Origin of the sequence: Bacillus sp. SIMBA_031 (assembly GCF_046535225.1) — a bacterium.
Classification (GTDB): Bacteria; Bacillota; Bacilli; order Bacillales; family Bacillaceae; genus Bacillus; species Bacillus velezensis.
Genome location: NZ_JAWRXC010000002.1, coordinates 370,283 through 393,743, shown reverse-complemented (window position 1 = coordinate 393,743; position 23,461 = coordinate 370,283). Strand labels below are relative to the sequence as shown.

Here is a 23,461-nt window from a genome sequence, read left to right as displayed (position 1 = left end):
CTATAATAAAATTGTTCGTACAAATAAAAGGATTAAAGTTTTGTAGTTTATATTCGTACGTATATTTTTTAAAAAATGCAAGCGCTTTATTTTGATGGGAAGGGGAAATGAATGTGCTTCAGAACAAAGAATATGAATTTTGGTTTGTAACGGGAAGCCAGCACTTATACGGAGAGGAAACGCTGCAGCTTGTCGATAAACACGCAAAGGGAATATGTGACGGCCTCAGCGGGGTGTCATCAAGATACAAGATCAGGCATAAACCGGTTGTCACGTCATCTGAAACAATCAGAGAGGTTTTGCGGGAAGCGCAGTATCAAGAAAACTGTGCCGGGGTCGTGACGTGGATGCATACATTTTCCCCTGCGAAAATGTGGATTGAAGGTCTTTCCGCTTTTCAAAAGCCGATGCTTCATCTGCATACCCAGTATCATCGCGACATCCCGTGGGAAACGATTGATATGGACTTTATGAACAGCAACCAATCCGCTCACGGAGACCGGGAATACGGATATATCCAGTCAAGAATGGGGCAGACGAGAAAAGTCATCGCAGGCTATTGGGATGATGAGGAAGTCAAACATGACATTTCGCAATGGATGAACACGGCTGCCGCTTGGAATGAAAGCAGGAATATTAAAGTAGCCCGGTTCGGCGATAATATGCGGAATGTGGCGGTTACTGACGGAGACAAAGTCGGCGCCCACATTCAATTCGGCTGGCAGGTTGACGGGTACGGAATCGGCGATCTTACCGAGGTGATGAACAACGTCACCGACGCAGAAATTGAGGCGCTTTATGAGGAATACGACAACTTGTATGTCATCAGCGACGAAACAAAACGGGATGAAGCAAAAGTTGCTTCCATTAAAGAACAGGCGAAAATTGAACTCGGATTAACGGCCTTTCTCGAACGGGGCGGATATACAGCGTTTTCGACCTCGTTTGAAGTTTTGCACGGAATGAAGCAGCTTCCGGGTCTTGCCGTTCAGCGTCTCATGGAAAAAGGGTACGGATTTGCCGGCGAAGGCGATTGGAAAACGGCTGCCCTTGTGCGAATGATGAAAATAATGGCGGACGGAGAACAAACCTCCTTCATGGAAGATTATACGTACCATTTTGAACCGGGGCGTGCGATGATTCTCGGATCACATATGCTTGAAGTATGTCCGACAATCGCCCTTGATCAGCCGAAAATCGAAGTCCATCCTCTCTCAATCGGAGGGAAGGAAGATCCGGCCCGGTTGGTCTTTAACGGAATCGGCGGTTCAGCCATCATCGCCAGCATCATTGATATCGGCGGGCGATTCCGTCTCATTCTGAATGAAGCGGAAGGCAGGGAAATTGATCATGATATGCCGAATCTCCCTGTGGCGCGGGTGCTGTGGAAGCCGGAGCCATCGCTGAAAACAGCTGCGGAAGCATGGATTTTGGCGGGAGGCGCCCATCATACCTGTATGTCCTTCCGGCTTACGGCTGAACAGATGCTTGACTGGGCTGAGATGGCAGGCATTGAAAGTATCTTTATTTCCCGCAATACCGAAATACATGAGCTGAAAAAAGAGCTGAAATGGAATGACGTATTATACCGGTTGGGAGGGAATTGATATGGCGTATACGATTGGTGTTGATTTCGGCACATTGTCCGGCCGGGCGGTGCTTGTCAATGTCCGCACGGGCGAAGAAATCGCGTCTGCGGTAAAAGAATATACTCATGCTGTCATCGACCGCACGCTGCCGAAGACGGGTGAAAAACTTCCTCGGGACTGGGCCCTTCAGCATCCTGCCGATTATATCGAAGTTCTGGAAACGGCGATTCCGAACCTGCTTGAGCAGGCGGGCGCTGATCCAAAAGACGTGATCGGCATAGGAATTGATTTTACCGCCTGCACGATTTTGCCGATAGACGGCGCGGGGCAGCCGCTTTGTATGCTGCCGGAATTTGAAAGGGAGCCCCACAGTTATGTGAAGCTGTGGAAGCATCATGCAGCTCAAAAACATGCAGACCGTTTGAACACGATTGCCGAAGATACAAATGAAACATTCCTTAAAAGATACGGCGGTAAAATTTCTTCCGAATGGATGATCCCGAAAATCATGCAAATCGCGGAAGAAGCGCCGCATATATACAAGGCGGCAGATCAGATTGTGGAAGCGGCAGACTGGATCGTCTATCAATTGTGCGGTTCATTGAAGCGAAGCAACTGCACGGCCGGCTACAAAGCAATCTGGAATGAGGATACGGGGTATCCGCCGGATCATTTTTTCGAAAGGCTCAACCCGTTAATGAAAACGATTACAAAGGATAAATTAAGCGGCTCCATTTATTCAGTCGGGGAAAAAGCAGGAGGTTTGACCGAAAAAATGGCGGAGCTGACCGGGCTTCTGCCGGGGACGGCCGTTGCCGTCGCCAATGTCGACGCTCACGTGTCAGTGCCCGCGGTCGGTATTACAGAGCCGGGGAAAATGCTGATGATCATGGGAACGTCTACCTGCCATGTGCTGCTCGGCGACGAAGAACATATCGTCCCCGGTATGTGCGGGGTCGTCAATAACGGCATCTTGCCCGGATATGCGGGATATGAAGCGGGGCAGTCCTGTGTCGGCGACCACTTTGAATGGTTCGTCAAAACGTGTGTTCCGAGAGACTATGAGAAGGAAGCTGAGGATAAACAAATAGACATTCACGAGCTGCTCAGCAAAAAAGCAGCTGAACTTGTTCCGGGGGAAAGCGGCCTTCTCGCGCTTGACTGGTGGAACGGAAACCGGTCAACCTTGGTGGACGCCGATTTGACGGGCATGATGCTCGGCATGACGCTGCACACGAAGCCGGAAGAAATCTACAGGGCATTGATTGAAGCGACGGCGTTCGGAACGAGGATGATTATCGAAACGTTTCGGGAAAACGGCGTTCCGGTCCAAGAGCTTTACGCAGCCGGAGGAATCGCCGAAAAAAATCCGTTTGTCATGCAGATTTATGCAGACGTCACAAATATGGATATTAAATTATCCGGGTCTCCGCAGGCGCCTGCACTGGGCTCCGCGATTTTCGGAGCGCTCGCCGCGGGACGGGAAAACGGGGGATTCTCCAATATTGCTGAAGCATGTGCGCATATGGGGAAATTAAAAGACGGCTCTTATGCCCCGAATCGGGAAAGAGCTGAGATTTATGACAGCTTATATACGGAATATAAAGAGCTCGTACACTACTTCGGCAAAGAAAACAATGTCATGAAACGCCTGAAAGCCATTAAAAACCGTGATTTTGCGAAAGGGGGGAGCCGCCATGCTTGAAGCGTTAAAAGAAGAAGTGCTCGCCGCCAATCTGAAGCTTGAGGAACATAACCTTGTCACGTTTACATGGGGGAATGTCAGCGGCATTGACAGGGAGAGCGGGAGAATCGTCATTAAACCGAGCGGTGTCGATTACAGTGAGCTGACCGCTGACAAACTGGTCGTCCTGAATGAGGACGGAGACATTCTCGAAGGCTCGCTGAAACCGTCTTCTGACACGCCGACCCATCTTTATCTGTATAAAGCGTTTCCGGCTATCGGCGGAATCGTTCATACTCATTCCCGCTGGGCGACGAGCTGGGCACAGTCCGGAAGAGACATACCCGCTCTCGGAACGACTCACGCGGATTACTTTGAAAGCGCTATACCCTGCACGAGGGAAATGTATGAAGAAGAAATTGTGAAAGATTACGAATATCATACAGGCAAAGTCATAGCCGAAACTTTTCAAAACGAACCGTATGAACAAAACCCGGGTGTCCTCGTCCACAGCCACGGCCCGTTCTGCTGGGGAACGGACGCGCTGAATGCCCTGCATAACGCCGTTGTGCTCGAAACGGTAGCGGAAATGGCCTACCATTCGCTTATGCTGAACAAACAGCTCAGTCCGATCGACAGAGTGCTGCATGATAAGCATTTTTACAGAAAACACGGGGCGAATGCTTATTATGGCCAAACTTGACGCAGCCGGGTTTCTGATTGATTTAGACGGAACCGTATTCAGGGGGCGGGAGCTGATTGACGGCGCAAAAGAAGCCGTTCATACCCTTCAGTCACTGGGCAAAGCCGTTGTCTTTTTAAGCAACCGCGGCAATCTATCAAGAGCAATGTGCCGAAAGAAACTGCTGGGTGCCGGTATCCGCACGGATGAACGGAGCATCGTGCTGTCCTCCAGTGTGACGGCATCATTTTTAAAGAAGCATTATCCTTTGTCAAAGGTGTGGGTGTTAGGAGAGAAAGGGCTGACTGATGAACTCGCTTTAGCGGGTGTCGCCCTGGCGCAAAACCCGCAGGCGGCAGACTGGCTTGTCATCTCCCTGCATGAAACCGTCACCTATGAGGATCTGAATCTCGCTTTTAAGGCGGCTTCCTCCGGCGCGCGCATCATCGCCACGAACCGGGACCGCTCCTTTCCGAATGAAGGCGGCCATGCCATGGACGTCGCGGGAATGATCGGGGCCATTGAAGCATCCGCCGGAGCAAAAACTGAGCTTGTCATCGGCAAACCGTCTTGGCTGATGGCTGAGGCGGCATGTGAAGCGCTCGGACTTCCCCCTGAGGAATGCGCCATTATCGGAGACAGCCTCGAATCAGATATCGCAATGGGCAGCCTGTACGGGATGAAAAGCGTATTGGTTCTGACGGGGTCGGCCAAACTTGGGGAGCCCCGTCTATATGAACCTGACATCGTCCTTGATTCTATTAAAGACCTGACAGAATTAGCGAAGGAGGGAATCCTTTCATGAAACGTTCTCCTGAGGACATTCAATCCGAGTTTGACAAGGAAGGGGCCAGCCGCTCACCGATTCAAATAGAAGATATCGTGATCGGGGCGAATGCAAAAGAAGAGCTTCTCAGATTTCTGCAAAAAAAATGCTGGAATCATCCGGTCATCGTCTGTGACCGTAACACGTACGAGGCGGCGGGACGTCTGTTTGCGGAAGAATTGAGGGCAGGCGGGATCAAAGCGTCAAAAGTCATCATTCCGGAGCATGAAGCCGGGGCCGCCGCGGCTGATGAGAGGACATTGGTCTATACGCTGATCAATCTCGCGGAAGAGACGGATGTCATCATTGCGGCCGGTGCAGGAACGATTCACGACATTACGCGGTTTGCCGCCTACCAGCGCGGATTGCCGTTTATCTCATTCCCCACCGCTCCGTCAGTCGACGGTTTTACGTCGGCGGGAGCGCCGCTCATATTAAACGGAATCAAAACGACGATTCAAACGAAAGCGCCGATCGCCTTATTTGCGGATACGAATGTATTAAAAGAAGCGCCCCGTTCAATGACAGCCGCGGGCTTCGGAGACATGCTCGGAAAAATAACATCGCTGGCAGATTGGGAGATTTCCCGCAGGCTTGCGGGTGAGCCGTACTCAGAAGCCGGGGCGAAGCTTGTGAAAGACGCGCTTTGGCAGTGCATTGATCACCGCGCTGCCATTGCCATGGGAACGGAGGCCGGCATTCAGATACTGATGGAAGCGCTGATCGTTTCGGGTCTTGTCATGCTTGCGCTTGACCACTCCCGCCCCGCCTCAGGAGGAGAACATCACATCTCGCATTGGATTGAGATGGAAATGCTGAAGGCAAAACAGCCTCCGATTCTCCACGGTGCGAAGGTCGGTTGTGCGTGCGCGGTGCTGAGTGATACTTACAAAGCACTGGCTTGTCACGAAAAGCTTGCTGAACTGCCGCCGCACTTTCGCGAGGCGATTCAATCTGCATATGAAGGGCTTCCCGACGGCAAGACAATTGCCGGGTGGCTCGCATCTGCGGGAGGTCCCGCCTGTTTCGATGAGATCGGTGTAAAACAGGACCTTGTCAGCGATGCGCTTAAGCATGCGCACACACTGAGAGACCGTTATACCGGTTTAACCATCATAAATGAAAATGCAGCGCTCTTTGCACATCATTTGCATCAATAGCCGCACGGCCTAAAGTGGAAGGGGTAATGACATGAAAAAAACGACCGCTGTATGTTTGGTGCTGATGATGCTCTTCTTGTTTACCGCCGGCTGTTCACAAGAACGGACTGCCGGCCGGCCGGGAGAAACAGAGCTGACGTTTTGGACGTTTAACGGTCTGCACGAACAGTTTTATCAGGAAATGGTCAAAGAATGGAATCAGAAATATCCGGATCGCAAAATCAAGCTGAATACCGTTGTTTATCCTTATGGACAAATGCATGATAATTTATCGGTTTCGCTGATCGCGGGTGAGGGGCTTCCCGATATAGCCGACGTGGAATTAAGCCGGTTCTCGAACTTTCTGAAGGGGAAGGATATCCCGCTTGCCAATCTGACGCCGCTGATTGAAAAAGACCGCGATAAGTTTGTGGAAGCGCGTCTGGCCTTATACAGCAAAAACGGAAAATTGTACGGCCTTGATACACATGTGGGGACGACCGTCATGTTTTACAACATGGATATCATGAAAAAAGCGGGCGTTGATCCCGCCTCCATTAAGACATGGGAAGATTACCGGCGGGCAGGGAAAAAAGTGCGTGAGGCCGCTGGGAAACCGATGGGAACGGTTGAAACAAACGACTCCGCCACATTCCTATCCATGATTTCGCAGCAAGGGTCAGGCTACTACAGCAAAAACGGAAAATTGATTCTGAACAGCAAGACGAATACAGACACACTGAATTATGTAAAGGACATGGTAAATGATAAAACCCTTCTGCCGGCTCCCGGCGGCGGCCATCACAGCGAAGAATACTACGGTTTTATGAATCAGGGCGGGGCAGCCTCAGTGCTGATGCCCATTTGGTACATGGGACGGTTTATCGATTATATGCCTGATTTAAAAGGCAAAATGGCGATTTACCCTATGCCGGCCTGGAAAGAAGGCGGTGACAGATCAGCGGGTTTAGGCGGAACAGCCACCGTCGTGCCGAAGCAGGCTGAACATCTGAAGCTCGCGAAAGAATTTCTCGGTTTTGCGAAAGGTTCGAAGGAAGGGAATATAAAGCTTTGGACGGTGCTCGGCTTTGACCCGCTCCGCTGGGACGTGTGGGATTCAAAAGAATTGAAGGAGAAAAACAAGTACACGGATTTCTTCCGGAACGGTACGTCAATTTTTTCCTCGCTCCTTGAAATAAAAGATGAGATCAATCCGATTTATCTGCATGAAGACTTCTCTAAAGCGGCTGATCTCGTTGTCAGACAAGTGCTGTTCGATGCGCTGAAGACGCAGGAAAAAACACCTAAGGAAGCCTTGGACGAGGCGGCAGAGCAATTAGAGAAATAGGAGAAGCCGCCCTATTTAACAGTGAAAGCGGGGGAGCTTTTATGAGACCTGTAAAGACAGAGACAGCGCAAACCGTTTCTGCAGTCCGGAAGAAGCCGCGCCGGCGCAATGTGCTGTATTCAAAAAAAGCGGCGCCTTATCTTTTTACGGCGCCATTTATCATTTCGTTTCTCGTTTTCTTTTTGTATCCGATCATCAGCGTGTTTATCATGAGCTTTCAGCGGATACTGCCGGGAGAAATTACATTTGTCGGGTTTTCCAATTATACCGCTCTTCTTAATCCAACCTTTTACACCGCACTGTTTAACACATTGGAATATACCTTCTGGACGCTGATCGTGCTGATTCCAGTGCCGCTTCTTTTGGCGGTGATTCTGAATTCGAAGCTCGTCAGGTTCAGAAATGTGTTTAAATCGGCTCTGTTTGTACCGGCTTTAACATCGACGATCGTAGCGGGAATTATTTTCCGTCTGATGTTCGGAGAAATGAATACGTCGCTTGCAAACGAGCTGATGATGAAGCTTGGCGCATCACCCCAAAACTGGCTCAACAACAAAGGTACCGGCATGTTTTTAATGGTGCTGCTTGCGTCATGGAGGTGGATGGGCATTAACATTCTATACTTTCTGGCCGGATTGCAAAACGTGCCGAAAGAATTGTATGAAGCGGCTGAAATTGACGGGGCGAGTACGTGGAAAAAGTTCCGGCATATTACCCTTCCATTTTTAAAGCCGGTGTCCGTTTATGTGTTAACGATCAGTATTATCGGCGGTTTCAGAATGTTTGAGGAAAGCTATGTGCTTTGGCAGAATAATTCCCCGGGCAATATCGGCCTCACACTTGTCGGTTATTTATATCAGCAGGGGCTTGCATACAACGAAATGGGGTACGGGGCCGCAATCGGAATTGTCCTTTTGCTTGTCATCTTACTAGTCAGCCTTGTTTCACTGAAACTGTCCGGTTCGTTTAAAGGGGAGGGATAAGCGTTGCGTAACAATCACATGTTTTCCGTGTACAGAGTCGCGTTTACCTTGTTTTTTATCATGCTGAGCCTGTTGTATATCTTTCCGATGATCTGTCTATTGCTCGGTTCTTTAAAGCCGTCATCTGAGCTGATGCGCATCGGGCTGAATCTGCGTCTTGATCCGGATGTGATGAGCCTTGATAACTACACCTATTTGTTCAACGGGGGGAGCATTTATTTCAAATGGTTTTTTAACAGCCTGCTGCTCGGTGTTCTCACCACGGTTCTCACGCTGTTTTTTTCCTCTTTGATCGGCTACGGACTCGGTGTCTACGAATTTAAAGGCAGAAATATTATTTTTGTTCTTGTGCTGATCATTATGATGGTGCCTCTTGAAGTGATGATGCTTCCGTTGTTCAAATTGACGGTGGGTCTTCATTTGATCGATTCTTATACGGGGGTGATTCTGCCGTTTATTGTGTCGCCTGTCGCCGTGTTCTTTTTCCGGCAATATGCGCTCGGACTTCCGAAGGATCTGCTTGATTCAGCGAGAATGGACGGCTGCACGGAATTCGGCATTTTTTTCAGAATTATGGCGCCGCTCATGAAACCGGCATTCGGGGCAATGATCATTCTTCAATCTTTAAACAGCTGGAATAACTTTTTATGGCCGCTGATCGTGCTTCGGTCGAAAGAAATGTTTACGCTTCCAATCGGACTTTCAGGGCTGCTGAGTCCGTACGGCAACAACTATGACATGCTGATTTCCGGGTCCGTTTTTGCGATACTGCCGGTGATCATCATATTCTTGTTTTTCCAAAAATACTTCATTTCCGGCCTCACAGTAGGCGGAGTGAAGGGATAGAGAGAGGGAGGAAATGTAATGAAAAAAGCGGGGATTACAGCAGATAAAGAATATATCATCGGTGAAGTGGACAAACGGATGTACGGATCATTTATAGAACATATGGGCCGGGCGGTGTATGAAGGCATTTATGAGCCCGGACACCCGACAGCCGACAAGGACGGTTTCAGAACAGACGTGCAGGAGTTAATAAAGGAATTGCAAGTGCCGTTCATCCGCTATCCGGGAGGGAATTTTCTCTCGGGCTACAATTGGGAAGACGGCGTCGGGCCGGTGAAGGACCGCCCGCGGAGGCTAGATTTGGCATGGCAGACGACAGAAACGAACGAAGTGGGGACGAATGAATTTTTAACGTGGGCGAAAAAAGTGAACGCCGAAGTGAATATGGCGGTCAATCTCGGGACGAGAGGGATCGATGCCGCCCGGAACCTCGTCGAATACTGCAACCATCCTGAAGGGTCATACTGGAGCGACTTACGAAAATCGCACGGATATGAAAAACCTTACGGCATCAAAACATGGTGCTTAGGAAATGAGATGGACGGCCCTTGGCAGATCGGTCATAAAACGGCGCATGAATACGGACGGCTTGCCGCTGAAACGGCAAAGGTGATGAAATGGACGGACCCGACGATCGAATTGGTGGCTTGCGGAAGCTCAAACAGCGGCATGCCGTCCTTCATCGAGTGGGAGGCCGAGGTGCTTGAGCATACGTACGAGCATGTGGATTACATCTCACTGCATACGTATTACGGCAACCATGAAAATGATCTTGAGAACTATTTGGCGAAGTCGATGGATTTAGAACATTTTATTAAATCCGTCACAGCCGTATGTGATTATATGAAAGCGAAAAAACGCAGCAAAAAAACGATTCACCTTTCTTTAGATGAATGGAATGTGTGGTATCACTCAAATGAAGCGGATAAAAAAGTGGAGCCATGGATTACGGCCCGGCCGATTCTCGAAGACATCTACAATTTTGAAGATGCGCTGTTGATCGGTTCACTGCTGATTACCATGCTGCAGCATGCGGACAGACTAAAGATCGCCTGTCTCGCCCAGCTTGTCAACGTAATTGCGCCTATCATGACCGAAAAGGGCGGAGAAGCATGGAGGCAGCCGATCTTTTACCCTTACATGCACGCCTCTGTCTACGGGAGAGGGACTTCGATGAAGCTGCTGATTACCTCCCCGAAATACGACTCGACGGACTTTACGGATGTGCCGTATGTTGATGCCGCGGCCGTTTACCGCGAAGAGGATGAAGCCCTGACCATTTTTGCCGTTAACAAAAGCAAGGAACTGATGGAAACGGAGATCAAACTGAGAGGGTTTGAAGATTACCGCATCATTGAGCATATCGTGCTGGAGCATCAGGATATGAAAGCGACCAATCAAAAAAACAGAAAAGAAGTCACGCCTCACTCAAACGGAACGTCTTCGGCAAATGCTCAAGGGATAACGGCTCATTTTACTCCGCTGTCCTGGAATGTCATCCGTTTATCAGGAAAATAATGTTCCGAAAAGCCGGGCTGCGCCGCCGGCTTTTTTTTACGCAAAAATCATCTCTTGTTATCTGATAATTGTGATAATATTTAGAAAAAGAGAAAAGGGGCTGGGATTAAATGAATGCGATTACAATCGTCATAGCGTCTATATGTATTCTGGCGATCGCCTATCGGCTTTACGGTACCTTTATGATGGTCAAAGTATTAAAAATCAATGATCAGACACCGACTCCGGCCCATGTGCTTGAGGATGGGAAAGATTATGTGCCGACGAATAAGTGGGTGTCATTCGGCCACCACTTCGCGGCAATCGCCGCTGCCGGCCCGCTTGTCGGACCGATTCTGGCAGCTCAGTTCGGCTATCTGCCCGGGCTTTTATGGCTGTTAATCGGGGCGGTGATCGGAGGAGCCGTGCACGATATTGTCGTATTGTTTGCATCAATGCGGAAAAACGGGAAAACGCTTTCTGAAGTCGCCAAAGAAGAGCTCGGCCCGGTGGCGGGCTTTTGCACGGGTCTCTCGATGCTGTTTATCATTACGATCACGATGGCGGGGCTGTCCATGGTTGTGCTGCACGCGCTTGAGAAAAACCCGTGGGGAACGTTTGCGGTGGGGATTACGATTCCGATCGCGATGGGGGTCGGCCTCTACTATAAAAAAACGGGCAATCTCAAACTCGCATCAACTGTCGGGTTTCTTTTGTTAATGGCCGGTGTTGTCATCGGGCCGCAGCTGCAGACAACGGCTCTCGGGGACATGCTGACACTGGATGCGAAAACGCTTGCAGTGGCGCTTCCTGTCTATGCGTTTTTCGCCGCGGCGCTTCCGGTTTGGCTTTTGCTGGCTCCTCGTGACTATTTAAGCAGTTTTATGAAAATCGGGGTTTTTGCCGCTTTGATCGCGGGCGTCTTTTTCGTCAATCCCGCCATTAAATTTCCGGCCGTAACGGAGTTTATTCACGGCGGAGGGCCGGTGATCGCGGGTCCTGTCTGGCCGTTTATTTCAATAACGATTGCCTGCGGCGCCATTTCGGGCTTTCATGCATTTGTCGGTTCCGGCACAACGCCGAAAATGCTGGATAAATGGAGTGATATAAAGCCGGTTGCTTTCGGAGCGATGCTTGTGGAATGTCTCGTCGGAATTATGGCGCTCATTGCAGCTGCCGCTCTTGAGCCCGCCGACTATTTCGCTATTAACAGCACGCCTGAAATATTCCGCACCCTCGGGATGAATGTCGTCCATCTGCCTGAATTGAGTAAAGAAATCGGGCTCAGTCTGGAAGGAAGAACGGGCGGCGCTGTTACGCTTGCCGTCGGAATGACGTATATCTTTACGGAGATTCCGTTTTTCAGTCATTTGGCTTCATACTTTTTTCAATTCGTCATTATGTTTGAAGCGGTGTTTATTTTAACGGCGATTGATGCGGGAACCCGTGTCGCCCGGTACTTGATTCAAGAGTTTTTCGGAGAGGTCTATAAGCCGCTGAAAAAAACAGACTGGCTGCCGGGCTCAATTTTCTCAAGCGCGCTCGCCTGCCTGCTGTGGGGCTATCTTCTGTATTCGGGCGACATCAGCTCCATTTGGGCGCTGTTCGGCGTATCCAATCAGCTTATGGCGTCTGTCGGCTTAATTATCGGTGCGACCGTCGTATTAAAAATAGCGGATAAGCGGCGCTATATGCTGACATGCCTGATTCCTCTCGCTTATTTGTACGTGACCGTCAACTATGCGGGTTATTGGATGGTGCGGTATGTGTATTTGAACCCCGAAGCGGCGGGATACAACGTGCTGAATGGCGTTTTATCCATTATCATGCTCATTCTCGGGCTTGTGATTATCATTGCGGCTGTGAAAAAATGGGCGAATGTATGGCGTGATCCGAGTGCCAGACTGGAAGCTTCAATACCCGGATAAATCCGCGGCCGTCCGAACATTGCAGCATCATAAAAAAAGCAGAGAGCCGATCGGTCTCTCTGCTTTCATCTTATGACAAATCCGCCGCTTCCAAAAGGTAATCCGCCAAATGAACCGCGCGGACACGGCCTGTTAATCCTTCGCGCAAAATGCCGAGCTGCATTTGCAGAAGGCATCCGGGATTGGCTGTCACGATGACGGCCGCCTCCGTTTTTCCGGCGGCTTTCATCTTGCTGTCTAATATTTTCATAGACATCTCTGACTCTGTTATATTATAAATTCCCGCCGACCCGCAGCAGCTGTCGGCCTTTTCCATTTCTCTGTACTCAGCCCCTTTAATGCTTTTCAAAAGCGTGCGCGGTTCCTCTGACGTATGCATCACATTGCGGAGATGGCAGGAGTCCTGATATGTGACGATATGAGGAGACTGTGCCCGCAGGTTTTTTTGATGGAACTTCAGATCAACCAGTACGGATGAAAAGTCTTTGAGCTTCCGGACGAATTGTTCGGCACGTTCCGCCCATCCAGGTTCATCTCTCAGTAAATGCGGATATTCCTGAAGAAAGGCGCCGCATCCGCCGGCGTTTGTAATGATATAATCAGCGTCAAGTGCCTCAAAAGCCGCGATATTCCGCTTGGCCAGTTCTTTTCCCATCTCTTTTTCTCCGCTGTGCCCGTGAAGCGCGCCGCAGCACGCCTGGCCGTCCGGAACCGCGATTTCACACCCGGCCGCCTGTAAAAGCGCCGTTGTCGCATGATTTGTCGCTAAAAACATCGTATCCATTAAGCAGCCCGAGAAAAAAGCGGCCCGTTTTTGGACGGGACCCGCGGCAGGAAGAAAACGCGGCCTTTCCTTCATGTCTTTCCGTTTCGGGGCGGGCGGGAGCACTTGTTCCATTGTGCGCAGATGCTCAGGCAAAACGCGCAGCATACCGGTTTTTCTGACGGCGGTCTGCAGTCCCGATCTTTGGTATATTCCGAGAAGATTCACGGCTGTCTGCATGCGGTTTTGGTGTGGGAAAAGCCCGGTGAAGGCGGCTTTCCGCAAGAGGCGCACGCCCGGCTTATGTTTTTTATTTTGATGAATGATATCCCTCGCTTCTTCAAGCAGCTGTCCGTAATTGACCCCTGCCGGACAAACGGGCTCGCATGCCCGGCATCCGAGACACAGCGAAAGTGAGCGCTCGACATCTTCATCAGGCTCGATCAGTCCGTCAGTGACGGCTTTCATCAGGGCGATCCGGCCGCGCGGCGAATGGGATTCTTGAAATCCCGATTCGATATAGGTCGGACAGGAAGGAAGGCAGAAGCCGCAGCGCATACAGTTCAGCAATTCACCTTCATCCATGCGGTTTTTGAATTCTGTTTGAATGTGTTTCTGCTCTTTAGCCGTTGTCATTTCATCACCACCACGCGTTTCCTTGATGAATTGGCGAATATTTTTCCCGGATTCAGCAGATTTTGGGGATCAAGCGCTTGTTTGATCGCTTTCATGGCGGTGATGCCCTCTGTTTTCAGTTTCATTTCTAAATACGGCGCTTTTACGATGCCGACCCCGTGTTCACCCGTTATCGTCCCGCCCAGCTCAATCGCTTTTTCAAAAATGGCGGCAAAAGCTTTTTCGACACGTTCCATCTCCTCTGTATTTCGGATATCGGTGGTGCACGTCGGATGGAGGTTGCCGTCTCCGGCATGGCCGAATGTGCAGATGGACAGGCCGTATGTTTCTGCAATCTCGTTAATGGCTTTGACCATGCTGGCAATTTGTGATCTCGGCACGGTCGCATCTTCCAGAATCGTTGTCGGTTTCAGCCGGGCAAGGGCTGATAATGCGGACCGTCTGGCCTCTGTAAGCGCGAATGCCTCTTCCTCGGTTTCAGCCGTTTGGACGGATACGGCTGCTCCGTTTTTACAGATGGCTTCGATTTTTTCCATATCGCGTCTGACCGTTTCGATGTCACCGTCCTGTTCGATCAGCAGCACCGCTTTTGCGTCGGTCGGAAGCCCGATCTTGGCGTAATCTTCAATGACCTGCAGTGTCGGCTGATCCAGAAATTCGAGTGTCGCCGGAATGATTTTTTCAGCGATGATGGCAGAAACCGATTCCGCAGCCGCTTCAATATGTTCATAGAGTGCAAGCAGCGTTTTTTTCGTTTCCGGTTTCGGAACCAGCTTTAAAGTCGCTTCCGTCACAACGCCGAGTGTCCCTTCTGATCCGACGAAAAGCCGGGTCAGATCATAACCGGCGACATCCTTTGTCAGCTTTCCTCCTGTGCGGATGATATCGCCTGAAGCCAAGACGGCTTCAAGGCCGAGGACATAATCCCGGGTGACGCCGTACTTCAGCCCGCGCAGCCCGCCGGAATTTTCATTAATATTCCCGCCGATCGTCGATATTTTCATGCTGCTCGGATCAGGAGGATAAAATAAACCTTTTTGTTCAACCGCACGGATCATATCTTGCGTAATCACGCCCGGCTGGACGGTTGCCGTCAAATTTTCTTCATCGATTTCCAGAATGCGGTTCATATGTTTGAATAAAAGCACAAGCCCGCCTTCAGACGGACATGTGCCGCCGCATAAGTTTGTGCCTGAACCTCTCGGCACGATCGGAATGTCATGCCTGCTGCAAATCGTTAATATACGGGACACGTCATCCGCGCTGCGGGGGGCGATAACCGCATCCGGCATGGCTTGCAGCTGAGGAGCCGCATCATAAGAATACACAAGACGGCCCGCCGCCGAATCATCATAATTCTCCTTCCCGACCGTCCGGATGAACGCTTCTTTTGCCTCTCGTGAAATCATGTTCTCCCAACCTCCCTGATAAGAAAAGCGTTTTCATTTAATTGTAAAGAAAAACGATTCCGCACACTATGAAGAAACATATGAAAAATGATGATATGATTACGTGCTTTTTGTATGTTGATCTAAAAAGCGCAGCGCCAAATAAAAAGCCGTTATGTCTTCGGGGCGGTCAAGCTTCATATTTGTCAGTGATTCCAGTTTGGAAAGACGGTAGCGCAATGTATTGATATGAATATGCATGTCGTCGGCGGTGCGCTTTAACGATAATTGCCGGTCGAAAAAGGCGCGCAGCGTATCCAGAAGTTCTTCCCGGCCGAGTACATGCTCGAAAACCCGCCGTGAAAATTCCGACCTCGTGCCAGGTGCGATATCGGCAAGACACATATCCAGTTTTAAATCTTCTTCAAAGACGGCCTGCTTGTCATCGATTCCGGCTGAAAGTGCTTTATCCGCCTGTTCGTATGATTCCGTGAGGCGCTCTCCCGGAACGATCCGTCCGATGCCGGCGGTGACAGGCTGCCCGAAAACGGCGCCGATCTTTTTAATGAGCTGTGTTTTGGAAGCCGAATTTGCTTCATGATTAATGAGAATGCGTTCATTTCCCCAGCGGACAAACAGGTCTTCAGGGCATTCGTACTGCCAGAGCCGCCCGAGCTCCTCCGCTTTATATTGCTCATAACGGCCTTGAATGAGTATGATCCGGCGGTATGCGTGAAGGTCTGCGCCGATGAGCTTTGCTTTTTCTAAAAAGCCCGGAGACCATTCTTTCAGCTGCAGCCAATCAACCATAAAGGATTCAAGCATTCTCGCACGCCACTGCGCTTCTTCCATATGGCGCGTTTCTTTAATAAACAGCTCCGTCATTTTTCTGAGCAATTCTCCGAAAGGCAGGATATCGTCCGGGTCTCCTGTCAGGCCGAATACTCCGATCACTTCATGGCCTGAAAAAACGGGGAGGTTCAGTCCTGCTTTTACGCCCTCGAGCCGTTTTTCATCTTCTTTCGTAATGATGACATTCCGTTTTTCGCGCGCGCAGATCAGTGCGCCTTCATGAAACCATCCGGCGCGCGCCTCGTTGGTGCCCGCGATGATCATTCCTTTTGTATCGGCAATAATCACTTCGCGGCTGTACATATGTTTGACTTCGGCAATCAATTTCTTTGCCAGTTCCGGCTGTAACTGCATGGCGATCCCCCTCGCCATTATTATACAAAAAAAACCGGGTGTGCCATCACCCGGTTCAAGCTTATTGCGCAGGTTTTAATCCGCCTTCAAGTGTTTTGAGCATTTCATTTTTTTCTGAGTCCGACGCATGCTGCCAAAGAACTTCGAATAAGACGCCGAGGCCCGGAAGCATTTTTTCTTCACCGCTTTGGATGGCGTCAACGATAGTATGCTCCAGCTGATCCTGGTTATTGCCGGTTACATTGGCAATAACGGCGTTGCGTAAATTAAGATCCATTACAACCGCTCCTTTTTCCTGAATGTGATACGCATATTCTTACCGCGCACGCGGTTTATTATGTGCTGTTCTTGAGATATAATAACAATATGCATGAAAAAAGGAGAGCACAGACATAAAGTGAAACGAATCGACTCTGCAAAAAACCAAAAAGTGAAGGACTGGAAAAAACTTCACACAAAAAAAGAGAGACTTAAAACGAATACATTTCTGATAGAAGGAGAGCATCTGGCAGAAGAAGCGCTCAAATCAAAGGGAACGGTAAAAGAAATTCTCGTAAACGATGAGAGCGCCATCCCGGCCGATCTGGACATGAGCATTCCGTGCTACGTGCTGAGCGAAGACGCGTTTTCAGCCGTGACGGAAACAGAAACGCCGCAACGGATCGCCGCGGTCTGCCATATGCCGGATAAGCAGCCTGATCAGCTGAAGCGGCTGCTTCTGATTGATGCCGTGCAGGACCCGGGGAATTTAGGAACAATGATCAGAACGGCAGATGCGGCGGGGATCGACGCCGTTGTCCTTGGTGAGGGAACAGCAGACCCGTACAATGGAAAAACGCTGCGTTCAGCACAAGGATCTCATTTTCATATTCCCATTTTGAAACGTCCGCTTGATGAGTTCACCGCTGAGCTGAAATCACAAGGCGTCGCGATCTACGGCACGGCGCTTGAAAACGGTGCGGCTTATCAAAGCGTGAAGCCTGAAGAATCGTTCGCGTTAATCGTCGGGAACGAGGGGGCGGGAGTGGACGCCGGCCTTCTGCAAAAAACGGATCTCAACCTGTACGTTCCGCTGTACGGGCAGGCGGAATCGCTGAATGTGGCGGTAGCGGCCGCCATCCTCGTTTATCATCTCAGAGGATAGGTTGCGAAAAGCCTTGGATTTCACTATAATAGATAGCAATAATGTAAAAACCGTGACAGAGGACGTCAATTTTTGCACACGCTGCCTTCCAGGGAGAAAATGCCGCTGACTGAGAGCATTTTTATCGCAGCACAAAAATTGATTTTCACCTCTCGAGTTGTCACCGGGACCGCGCCAAACGCGCGTAAAGGTGAACCGGAACGATCGTTTCCGTTATGTCAATGAAGCTGTCGGCAGATAAGTCTGCCTTAAAAAGGGTGGTACCGCGGCCACAACTCGTCCCTTCTCTCAAGGGGCGGGTTTTTTTGTTTTCTGAAAAAGGCATAGAACGGTTTGGTTTACATAAAAGGAGGATGCATGATGGAAGAGAAGCTTAAACAGCTCGAACTGGAAGCTGCAGAAAAAGTAGAAGCGGCGGGTTCATTAAAAGAAGTTAACGACATTCGGGTGCAATATCTCGGAAAAAAAGGGCCGATTACAGAAGTTCTCCGCGGCATGGGCAAACTGTCTGCCGAAGAGCGCCCGAAAATGGGAGCGCTCGCCAATGAAGTGAGAGAGCGCATTGCAGCAGCCATTACGGCGAAAAATGAACAGCTTGAACAAGAAGAAATGAATAAAAAACTCAGCAGCCAGACGATTGACGTCACATTGCCGGGCAGTCAGGTAAACATCGGCGGACGCCATCCGCTTACGGTCGTTATTGAAGAAATTGAAGATTTATTTATCGGCATGGGATATACCGTCGAAGAAGGCCCTGAAGTGGAAACGGATTATTACAACTTTGAGGCGCTGAACCTGCCGAAGGAACATCCGGCCCGCGACATGCAGGACAGCTTTTACATTACAGAAGAAATGCTGATGAGAACGCAGACGTCACCGGTGCAGACGCGCACGATGGAAAAGCATAAAGGAAAAGGCCCCGTCAAAATCATTTGTCCCGGTAAAGTGTATCGCCGCGACAACGATGACGCGACACATTCCCATCAATTCATGCAGATCGAGGGTCTCGTCGTCGACCGCAAAATCAGCATGAGCGACCTGAAAGGCACGCTTGAATTGGTCGCCAAAAAAATGTTCGGCCAAGATCGTGAAATCAGGCTCCGTCCGAGCTTTTTCCCATTCACAGAGCCTTCTGTCGAGGTGGATGTGACCTGCTTTAAGTGCGGCGGACAAGGCTGCTCCGTCTGCAAAAAAACAGGCTGGATCGAAATTCTCGGCGCCGGCATGATTCACCCGAACGTGCTGAAGATGGCCGGATTCAATCCTGAGGAATACCAGGGTTTTGCTTTTGGAATGGGTGTTGAACGTATCGCGATGCTGAAATACGGCATTGAAGATATCCGCCATTTCTATACCAATGATGTCAGATTCATTTCGCAGTTTAAACAGGCGTAAGAGGAGGATACACATGTTTGTTTCTTATAAATGGTTAGAAGATTACGTTGATTTGCAGGGAATCGACCCGGCCGTGCTTGCAGAAAAAATTACGAGAGCCGGTATTGAAGTTGAGGGTATCGAGTATAAAGGGGAGGGCGTAAAAGGCGTTGTCATCGGGCACGTGCTTGAGCGCGAACAGCACCCGAATGCCGACAAACTCAACAAATGCCTTGTTGATATCGGTGCGGAGGAACCCGTGCAGATTATCTGCGGCGCCCCGAATGTTGATAAAGGACAGAAGGTTGCCGTTGCAACGGTCGGAGCCGTGCTTCCCGGCAATTTCAAAATTAAAAAAGCCAAGCTGCGCGGCGAAGCGTCTCACGGCATGATCTGTTCCCTTCAGGAGCTCGGCATTGAAAGCAAGCTCGTGGCGAAAGAATATGCGGAAGGCATTTTCGTTTTTCCGAATGATGCTGAAACGGGAGCTGACGCAATGGCGGCCCTTCAGCTTGATGATGCGATTTTAGAATTGGGCTTAACGCCGAACCGCGCCGACGCGATGAACATGCTTGGCGTGGCTTATGAAGTTGCGGCTATCCTCGGCGCAGAGGTAAAGCTTCCGGAGGCTTCATATGAAAAAGCGGCAGAAAAAACGGCGGATGCTGTTTCCATTAAGGTTGAAGATACGCAGGCCAATCCGCATTATGCCGCAAAAATCATTAAAAACGTCAAAATCGGCCCGTCTCCGCTTTGGATGCAGACGAAACTGATGAATGCAGGCATCCGCCCGCATAATAACGTCGTGGATATTACAAACTTCGTCCTCCTTGAGTACGGACAGCCGCTTCACGCTTTCGATTACGACCGGTTCGGTTCAAAAGAGGTCGTCGTCAGAAAAGCAGCGGAAAACGAAACCATCGTGACGCTGGATGAACAAGAGCGCAAGCTGTCAAGCAGCCATTTGGTCATCACAAACGGAAAAAAAGCGCAAGCCGTTGCGGGAGTCATGGGCGGAGCTGAGTCTGAAGTCCGTGAAGACACCACTGCGATTTTACTGGAAGCCGCTTATTTCGACGGACAGACCGTCCGCAAAGCGTCGAGAGACCTCGGACTGAGAAGCGAAGCGAGCGCCAGATATGAAAAAGGCATTGATCCGGCACGCGTTTTGCTGGCGGCTGAACGGGCCTGCAGTCTCATTCAGGCATATGCCGGCGGAGAAGTGCTCTCAGGCACGGTTGAAGAAAACCATCTGAAAATCGAAGCAAACAATATTCACGTGTCTGTTGAAAAAGTGAACGCCGTGCTCGGCATGACAATCGCTAAAGAAGAAATCATCAGCATTTACAAGCGCCTCGGGTTTGCAGTCGGTGAAGCTGAAGACGTTCTCGTCGTAACGGTGCCGTCGCGCCGCGGAGATATTAGAATAGAAGAAGACCTGATTGAAGAAGCGGCGAGATTGTACGGGTATGACAATATTCCGTCCACGCTTCCGGAAACGGCCGGCACGACAGGCGGCTTGACACCGTATCAGGCAAAACGCCGGAAAGTGAGACGTTTCCTTGAAGGAGCGGGTCTTTCACAAGCGACCACTTATTCATTAACGAATGATAAAAAAGCGGCCGCTTTTGCGATCGAAAAATCATTTAACACGATGCTTGCTCTGCCGATGAGCGAAGAAAGAAGCATTCTCAGACACAGCCTCGTGCCGAATCTTCTTGAAGCCGTTTCATACAATCTGGCCAGACAGACTGATTCCGTTGCTTTATATGAAACGGGTTCTGTATTTCTGACGAAAGAAGAAAACACAAAACCGGTTGAAAAAGAACGGGTTGCCGGAGCTGTAACCGGATTGTGGCGCAAAAATTTATGGCAGGGTGAGAAAAAGCCGGTTGATTTCTTCGTCGCCAAAGGAATCGTTGAAGGCCTGCTGCATCAATTGAATGTGTCAGACCGGGTTGAATTTGTCCAGTCGGAACGCAAAAACATGCATCCCGGCCGGACGGCAAACATTCTATTGAACGGTTCGCTTGCCGGATTTATCGGCCAGGTGCATCCGGCAATGGAAAAAGAGCTGGATATCAAAGAAACGTATGTGTTCGAGCTTGATCTGCACGCGCTTCTGACCGAGGAAACAGAACCTGTCGTGTATACGCCGATTCCGAAGTACCCGTCCGTCACGCGCGACATTGCGCTTGTGGCAGATAAAACCGTTACAAGCGGACAGCTCGAAGCCGTGATCAAAGAAGCCGGCGGCGCGCTGCTGAAAGAAGTCACCGTATTTGATGTGTACGAAGGTGAGCATATGGAAGAAGGCAAAAAATCCGTCGCCTTCTCGCTCCAATATGTTAACCCTGAACAAACATTGACAGAAGAAGAAGTGACAAAAGTACATGAAAACGTGCTGAAAGCGCTGGAAGAAACATATCAGGCCGTATTAAGAGGATAAAGAAAAAGCTTGCAGATCACTCTGCAAGCTTTTTTATTATGACCGCTTCCGTTCAACAAGGCGTTTCGCTTTTTGCGTATTGGCAAAATGAAGTTTGGTGAACGTTCTGAGCGCACCTTCTCCCTTATTGATGATCAGCTTGGCGGCAGCTTCATCGACGTGCGGCCCCGCGCCTTTTGGAATCGTCATCCCAGCCTCTCGGGAAAGCTTATCCATTTCAATTAAGAAAGAATATCGCGCAATGATAGAGGCTGCGGCGACGGAAAGATGTATGCTTTCCGCTTTCGTGCTGAAAAACGTTTTTTCTTTTACGATATCCCGTCCGGAAAGATGCTTAAAATAAATGCCGGGCTCTGCGAATTGGTCAATCAAAATCGCTTCCGGTTTAACGCCGTTCATTTTTCTCAGCAGATTGGAAATCGCCTGATTATGAAGGAGCGCCTTCATTTTTCCTTGGCTCATGCCTTTTTCCTGCATCTGATTGTATTTTTCGTTTTTTAACACAAGCAGGCTGTAAGGAATGGTTTTAATTAACAGTTTGGCGATTTCAATAATCTGCGGATCTTTTAAATCCTTCGAATCCTTCACACCGAGTTCTTTCATTAAAGAGAGCTTTGATTTGTCGGCGTAGGCGCAGGCAACTGTTATCGGCCCGAAGTAATCGCCTGTTCCGACTTCATCAGAGCCGATCACTGACATGGAGGCAATGCCCGCCGGGGGAGCGTAGAGCGGGTCGGCCGCTTTTTTGACGGTTTTCTTTGCTTTCGGCGCCTCAGCCGTTCCCCAGCGGGCCGCTTCTGTGCCGGCGTTTTTTCCTTGAAAGAGAACCTTGCCCGAGCGGTAGGCTGTAATGGTACAGCCCGGAGGCTTAGCCTGGAAGACGGCGCCCTGCGGAACGGCGGGAGTAAGGGAGCCGGCATAGGATTGTTTCATTTGTTCCATTGCGGAAGCGGATACTTTTATAACAGAATGGGACACGATATAATCTCCTTTTTTGGCACTTTTCACTGTATATACCAGTGTATCATAACAGCCTGAGGCTCGTCTTTCCATTCAAACGATAATCGTGGTATGATAGGAACTAGGATTCTCGCGGAATGGAGGAGAAACGTTGTCTGACGGCAAAAAAACCAAAACGACAGTAAACATTTACGGCCAGCACTTCACCATTATCGGGGAAGAAAGCAAAGCGCACATGCGCCATGTGGCCGGAGTGGTTGATGATAAAATGAGAGAAATCAACGAGAAAAATCCATATCTTGATATAAATAAGCTCGCTGTATTGACTGCGGTCAATGTCGTGCATGATTATATGAAACTGCAAGAAAAATATGAAATACTGGAGCGGCAGCTTAAAGAAAAGGAATGAACACCATATGATAGATATCATCATCTTAGTTTTGCTCTTAATGGGCACATTGCTTGGATTAAAAAGAGGATTTATCCTCCAATTTATATATTTAACGAGTTTCATCCTCTCGATTGCGTTTGCAGCGCTTTTTTACAAAAACCTGGCCCCGCATCTGAGCTTTATACCCGCGCCTGATTTTTCCGGCGGGCAGGCGGCTCTGTCTTTTATTAAAGGAAACGTAGAGACGGCTTATTACAACGCGATCGCGTTTGTCATTTTGTTTATCATCGCAAAGATTCTGCTTCGGATTATCGGAGCGGCGCTTAATATTATCGCCAGCATTCCGGTCATTAAACAGATCAACAAACTGCTGGGCGGGGTGCTTGGGTTTCTGGAAGTCTATTTATTTGCGTTTATCCTGTTATACGTCGCATCCGTACTGCCGGTAAGCGTGCTTCAGGATATGCTCGCACAATCGACGCTTGCAAATATCATCACACATCATACGCCGTATCTGTCAGGGCTCCTGCAAGAACTGTGGGCCCAGTACGGGGCATAAAAAACTTCTCTTGACCGGAGAAGTTTTTTTCAAGCTCTGCGTCAGTTGTGCCGGAGGAGAAAAATTTGT

Annotated in this window: 20 protein-coding genes; 15 read left to right on the top strand and 5 right to left on the bottom strand. The window is 49.6% G+C overall.

The genetic code is table 11. The features are described from left to right. The first annotated feature begins 113 nt into the window (after positions 1 to 113). From araA to cstA, 10 genes are all read left to right on the top strand, one after another. Positions 114 to 1,607, top strand: coding sequence for an L-arabinose isomerase (gene araA, locus SB724_RS08815; RefSeq protein WP_224182107.1), 1,494 nt, complete (start codon positions 114 to 116; stop codon positions 1,605 to 1,607). A gap of 1 nt (position 1,608) precedes the next feature. Then, entirely contained in the window at positions 1,609 to 3,294 is a 1,686-nt protein-coding gene (gene araB, locus SB724_RS08810; protein ID WP_410570813.1) for a ribulokinase, read from the top strand. After that, positions 3,287 to 3,976, top strand: a complete 690-nt coding sequence (gene araD, locus SB724_RS08805) for an L-ribulose-5-phosphate 4-epimerase (RefSeq protein ID WP_003152509.1) — start codon at positions 3,287 to 3,289, stop codon at positions 3,974 to 3,976. Before araB ends, araD begins: the two co-directional genes overlap by 8 nt. Further along, positions 3,954 to 4,760, top strand: coding sequence for a sugar-phosphatase AraL (gene araL / locus SB724_RS08800; protein ID WP_407966282.1), 807 nt, complete (start codon positions 3,954 to 3,956; stop codon positions 4,758 to 4,760). The genes araD and araL overlap by 23 nt, the downstream gene beginning before the upstream one ends. Next, positions 4,757 to 5,941, top strand: coding sequence for a sn-glycerol-1-phosphate dehydrogenase (locus SB724_RS08795; RefSeq protein ID WP_410570811.1), 1,185 nt, complete (start codon positions 4,757 to 4,759; stop codon positions 5,939 to 5,941). Before araL ends, SB724_RS08795 begins: the two co-directional genes overlap by 4 nt. 31 nt (positions 5,942 to 5,972) lie before the next feature. Next, entirely contained in the window at positions 5,973 to 7,268 is a 1,296-nt protein-coding gene (gene araN, locus SB724_RS08790; RefSeq protein ID WP_410570809.1) for an arabinooligosaccharides ABC transporter substrate-binding protein AraN, read from the top strand. Positions 7,269 to 7,309: 41 nt separating this feature from the next. After that, positions 7,310 to 8,251: an arabinooligosaccharides ABC transporter permease AraP gene (gene araP / locus SB724_RS08785; RefSeq protein ID WP_007408105.1), complete on the top strand. Its 942-nt coding sequence runs from the start codon at positions 7,310 to 7,312 to the stop codon at positions 8,249 to 8,251. A gap of 18 nt (positions 8,252 to 8,269) precedes the next feature. Continuing rightward, complete coding sequence (gene araQ / locus SB724_RS08780; protein ID WP_007612991.1) at positions 8,270 to 9,097, top strand: arabinooligosaccharides ABC transporter permease AraQ; 828 nt, start codon at positions 8,270 to 8,272, stop codon at positions 9,095 to 9,097. An 18-nt stretch (positions 9,098 to 9,115) separates the two neighbouring features. Then, positions 9,116 to 10,615, top strand: coding sequence for an arabinosylfuranosidase ArfA (gene arfA / locus SB724_RS08775; RefSeq protein WP_410570807.1), 1,500 nt, complete (start codon positions 9,116 to 9,118; stop codon positions 10,613 to 10,615). 110 nt (positions 10,616 to 10,725) lie between these two features. Next, on the top strand, positions 10,726 to 12,522 hold the full coding sequence (gene cstA / locus SB724_RS08770; RefSeq protein ID WP_265971141.1) for a carbon starvation protein CstA: 1,797 nt from the start codon (positions 10,726 to 10,728) through the stop codon (positions 12,520 to 12,522). Between the two features lie 70 nt (positions 12,523 to 12,592). Here the strand turns inward: cstA and SB724_RS08765 are convergent, their stop codons facing one another. From SB724_RS08765 to sspI, 4 genes are all read right to left on the bottom strand, one after another. Further along, positions 12,593 to 13,921: a (Fe-S)-binding protein gene (locus tag SB724_RS08765; RefSeq protein ID WP_410570805.1), complete on the bottom strand. Its 1,329-nt coding sequence runs from the start codon at positions 13,919 to 13,921 to the stop codon at positions 12,593 to 12,595. Then, positions 13,918 to 15,330, bottom strand: a complete 1,413-nt coding sequence (gene glcD, locus SB724_RS08760; RefSeq protein WP_021494418.1) for a glycolate oxidase subunit GlcD — start codon at positions 15,328 to 15,330, stop codon at positions 13,918 to 13,920. Before glcD ends, SB724_RS08765 begins: the two co-directional genes overlap by 4 nt. Before the next feature lie 99 nt (positions 15,331 to 15,429). Then, entirely contained in the window at positions 15,430 to 16,515 is a 1,086-nt protein-coding gene (locus SB724_RS08755; RefSeq protein WP_410570802.1) for a CdaR family transcriptional regulator, read from the bottom strand. Between the two features lie 61 nt (positions 16,516 to 16,576). Further along, positions 16,577 to 16,792, bottom strand: coding sequence for a small acid-soluble spore protein SspI (gene sspI / locus SB724_RS08750; RefSeq protein ID WP_003152527.1), 216 nt, complete (start codon positions 16,790 to 16,792; stop codon positions 16,577 to 16,579). A 120-nt stretch (positions 16,793 to 16,912) separates the two neighbouring features. Here sspI and SB724_RS08745 point away from each other — a divergent pair, with 120 nt between their 5' ends. The 3 genes from SB724_RS08745 (at position 16,913) to pheT (ending at position 21,482) form a co-directional block, all read left to right on the top strand. Beyond that, complete coding sequence (locus SB724_RS08745; RefSeq protein WP_007408111.1) at positions 16,913 to 17,659, top strand: TrmH family RNA methyltransferase; 747 nt, start codon at positions 16,913 to 16,915, stop codon at positions 17,657 to 17,659. Between the two features lie 360 nt (positions 17,660 to 18,019). Continuing rightward, entirely contained in the window at positions 18,020 to 19,054 is a 1,035-nt protein-coding gene (gene pheS, locus SB724_RS08740) for a phenylalanine--tRNA ligase subunit alpha (RefSeq protein ID WP_410570800.1), read from the top strand. A 13-nt stretch (positions 19,055 to 19,067) separates the two neighbouring features. Beyond that, entirely contained in the window at positions 19,068 to 21,482 is a 2,415-nt protein-coding gene (gene pheT / locus SB724_RS08735; RefSeq protein ID WP_410570798.1) for a phenylalanine--tRNA ligase subunit beta, read from the top strand. Between the two features lie 36 nt (positions 21,483 to 21,518). Here pheT and rnhC read toward each other — a convergent pair whose 3' ends face one another. Then, entirely contained in the window at positions 21,519 to 22,460 is a 942-nt protein-coding gene (rnhC, locus tag SB724_RS08730; protein WP_007408113.1) for a ribonuclease HIII, read from the bottom strand. A gap of 133 nt (positions 22,461 to 22,593) precedes the next feature. On the opposite strand from rnhC, the gene zapA reads away from it, so the two are divergent. Both zapA and SB724_RS08720 read left to right on the top strand, forming a co-directional pair. Beyond that, a complete protein-coding gene (gene zapA, locus SB724_RS08725; RefSeq protein WP_007408114.1) occupies positions 22,594 to 22,851 on the top strand; it encodes a cell division protein ZapA in 258 nt (85 codons plus the stop codon). A 7-nt stretch (positions 22,852 to 22,858) separates the two neighbouring features. Continuing rightward, entirely contained in the window at positions 22,859 to 23,392 is a 534-nt protein-coding gene (locus tag SB724_RS08720; protein ID WP_038459421.1) for a CvpA family protein, read from the top strand. Positions 23,393 to 23,461: the final 69 nt, after the last annotated feature.

What these genes read in the sequence shown, in the direction of transcription:
- cstA (WP_265971141.1), top strand. Translation starts at nt 10,726, where the DNA reads ATGAATGCGATTACAATCGTCATAGCGTCTATATGTATTCTGGCGATC.
- sspI (WP_003152527.1), bottom strand. Translation starts at nt 16,792, where the DNA reads ATGGATCTTAATTTACGCAACGCCGTTATTGCCAATGTAACCGGCAAT.
- araB (WP_410570813.1), top strand. Translation starts at nt 1,609, where the DNA reads ATGGCGTATACGATTGGTGTTGATTTCGGCACATTGTCCGGCCGGGCG.
- pheS (WP_410570800.1), top strand. Translation starts at nt 18,020, where the DNA reads ATGGAAGAGAAGCTTAAACAGCTCGAACTGGAAGCTGCAGAAAAAGTA.
- araD (WP_003152509.1), top strand. Translation starts at nt 3,287, where the DNA reads ATGCTTGAAGCGTTAAAAGAAGAAGTGCTCGCCGCCAATCTGAAGCTT.
- SB724_RS08765 (WP_410570805.1), bottom strand. Translation starts at nt 13,921, where the DNA reads ATGACAACGGCTAAAGAGCAGAAACACATTCAAACAGAATTCAAAAAC.
- SB724_RS08755 (WP_410570802.1), bottom strand. Translation starts at nt 16,515, where the DNA reads ATGCAGTTACAGCCGGAACTGGCAAAGAAATTGATTGCCGAAGTCAAA.
- araP (WP_007408105.1), top strand. Translation starts at nt 7,310, where the DNA reads ATGAGACCTGTAAAGACAGAGACAGCGCAAACCGTTTCTGCAGTCCGG.
- araQ (WP_007612991.1), top strand. Translation starts at nt 8,270, where the DNA reads ATGTTTTCCGTGTACAGAGTCGCGTTTACCTTGTTTTTTATCATGCTG.
- SB724_RS08795 (WP_410570811.1), top strand. Translation starts at nt 4,757, where the DNA reads ATGAAACGTTCTCCTGAGGACATTCAATCCGAGTTTGACAAGGAAGGG.
- araN (WP_410570809.1), top strand. Translation starts at nt 5,973, where the DNA reads ATGAAAAAAACGACCGCTGTATGTTTGGTGCTGATGATGCTCTTCTTG.
- araL (WP_407966282.1), top strand. Translation starts at nt 3,954, where the DNA reads ATGCTTATTATGGCCAAACTTGACGCAGCCGGGTTTCTGATTGATTTA.
- glcD (WP_021494418.1), bottom strand. Translation starts at nt 15,330, where the DNA reads ATGATTTCACGAGAGGCAAAAGAAGCGTTCATCCGGACGGTCGGGAAG.
- pheT (WP_410570798.1), top strand. Translation starts at nt 19,068, where the DNA reads ATGTTTGTTTCTTATAAATGGTTAGAAGATTACGTTGATTTGCAGGGA.
- arfA (WP_410570807.1), top strand. Translation starts at nt 9,116, where the DNA reads ATGAAAAAAGCGGGGATTACAGCAGATAAAGAATATATCATCGGTGAA.
- SB724_RS08720 (WP_038459421.1), top strand. Translation starts at nt 22,859, where the DNA reads ATGATAGATATCATCATCTTAGTTTTGCTCTTAATGGGCACATTGCTT.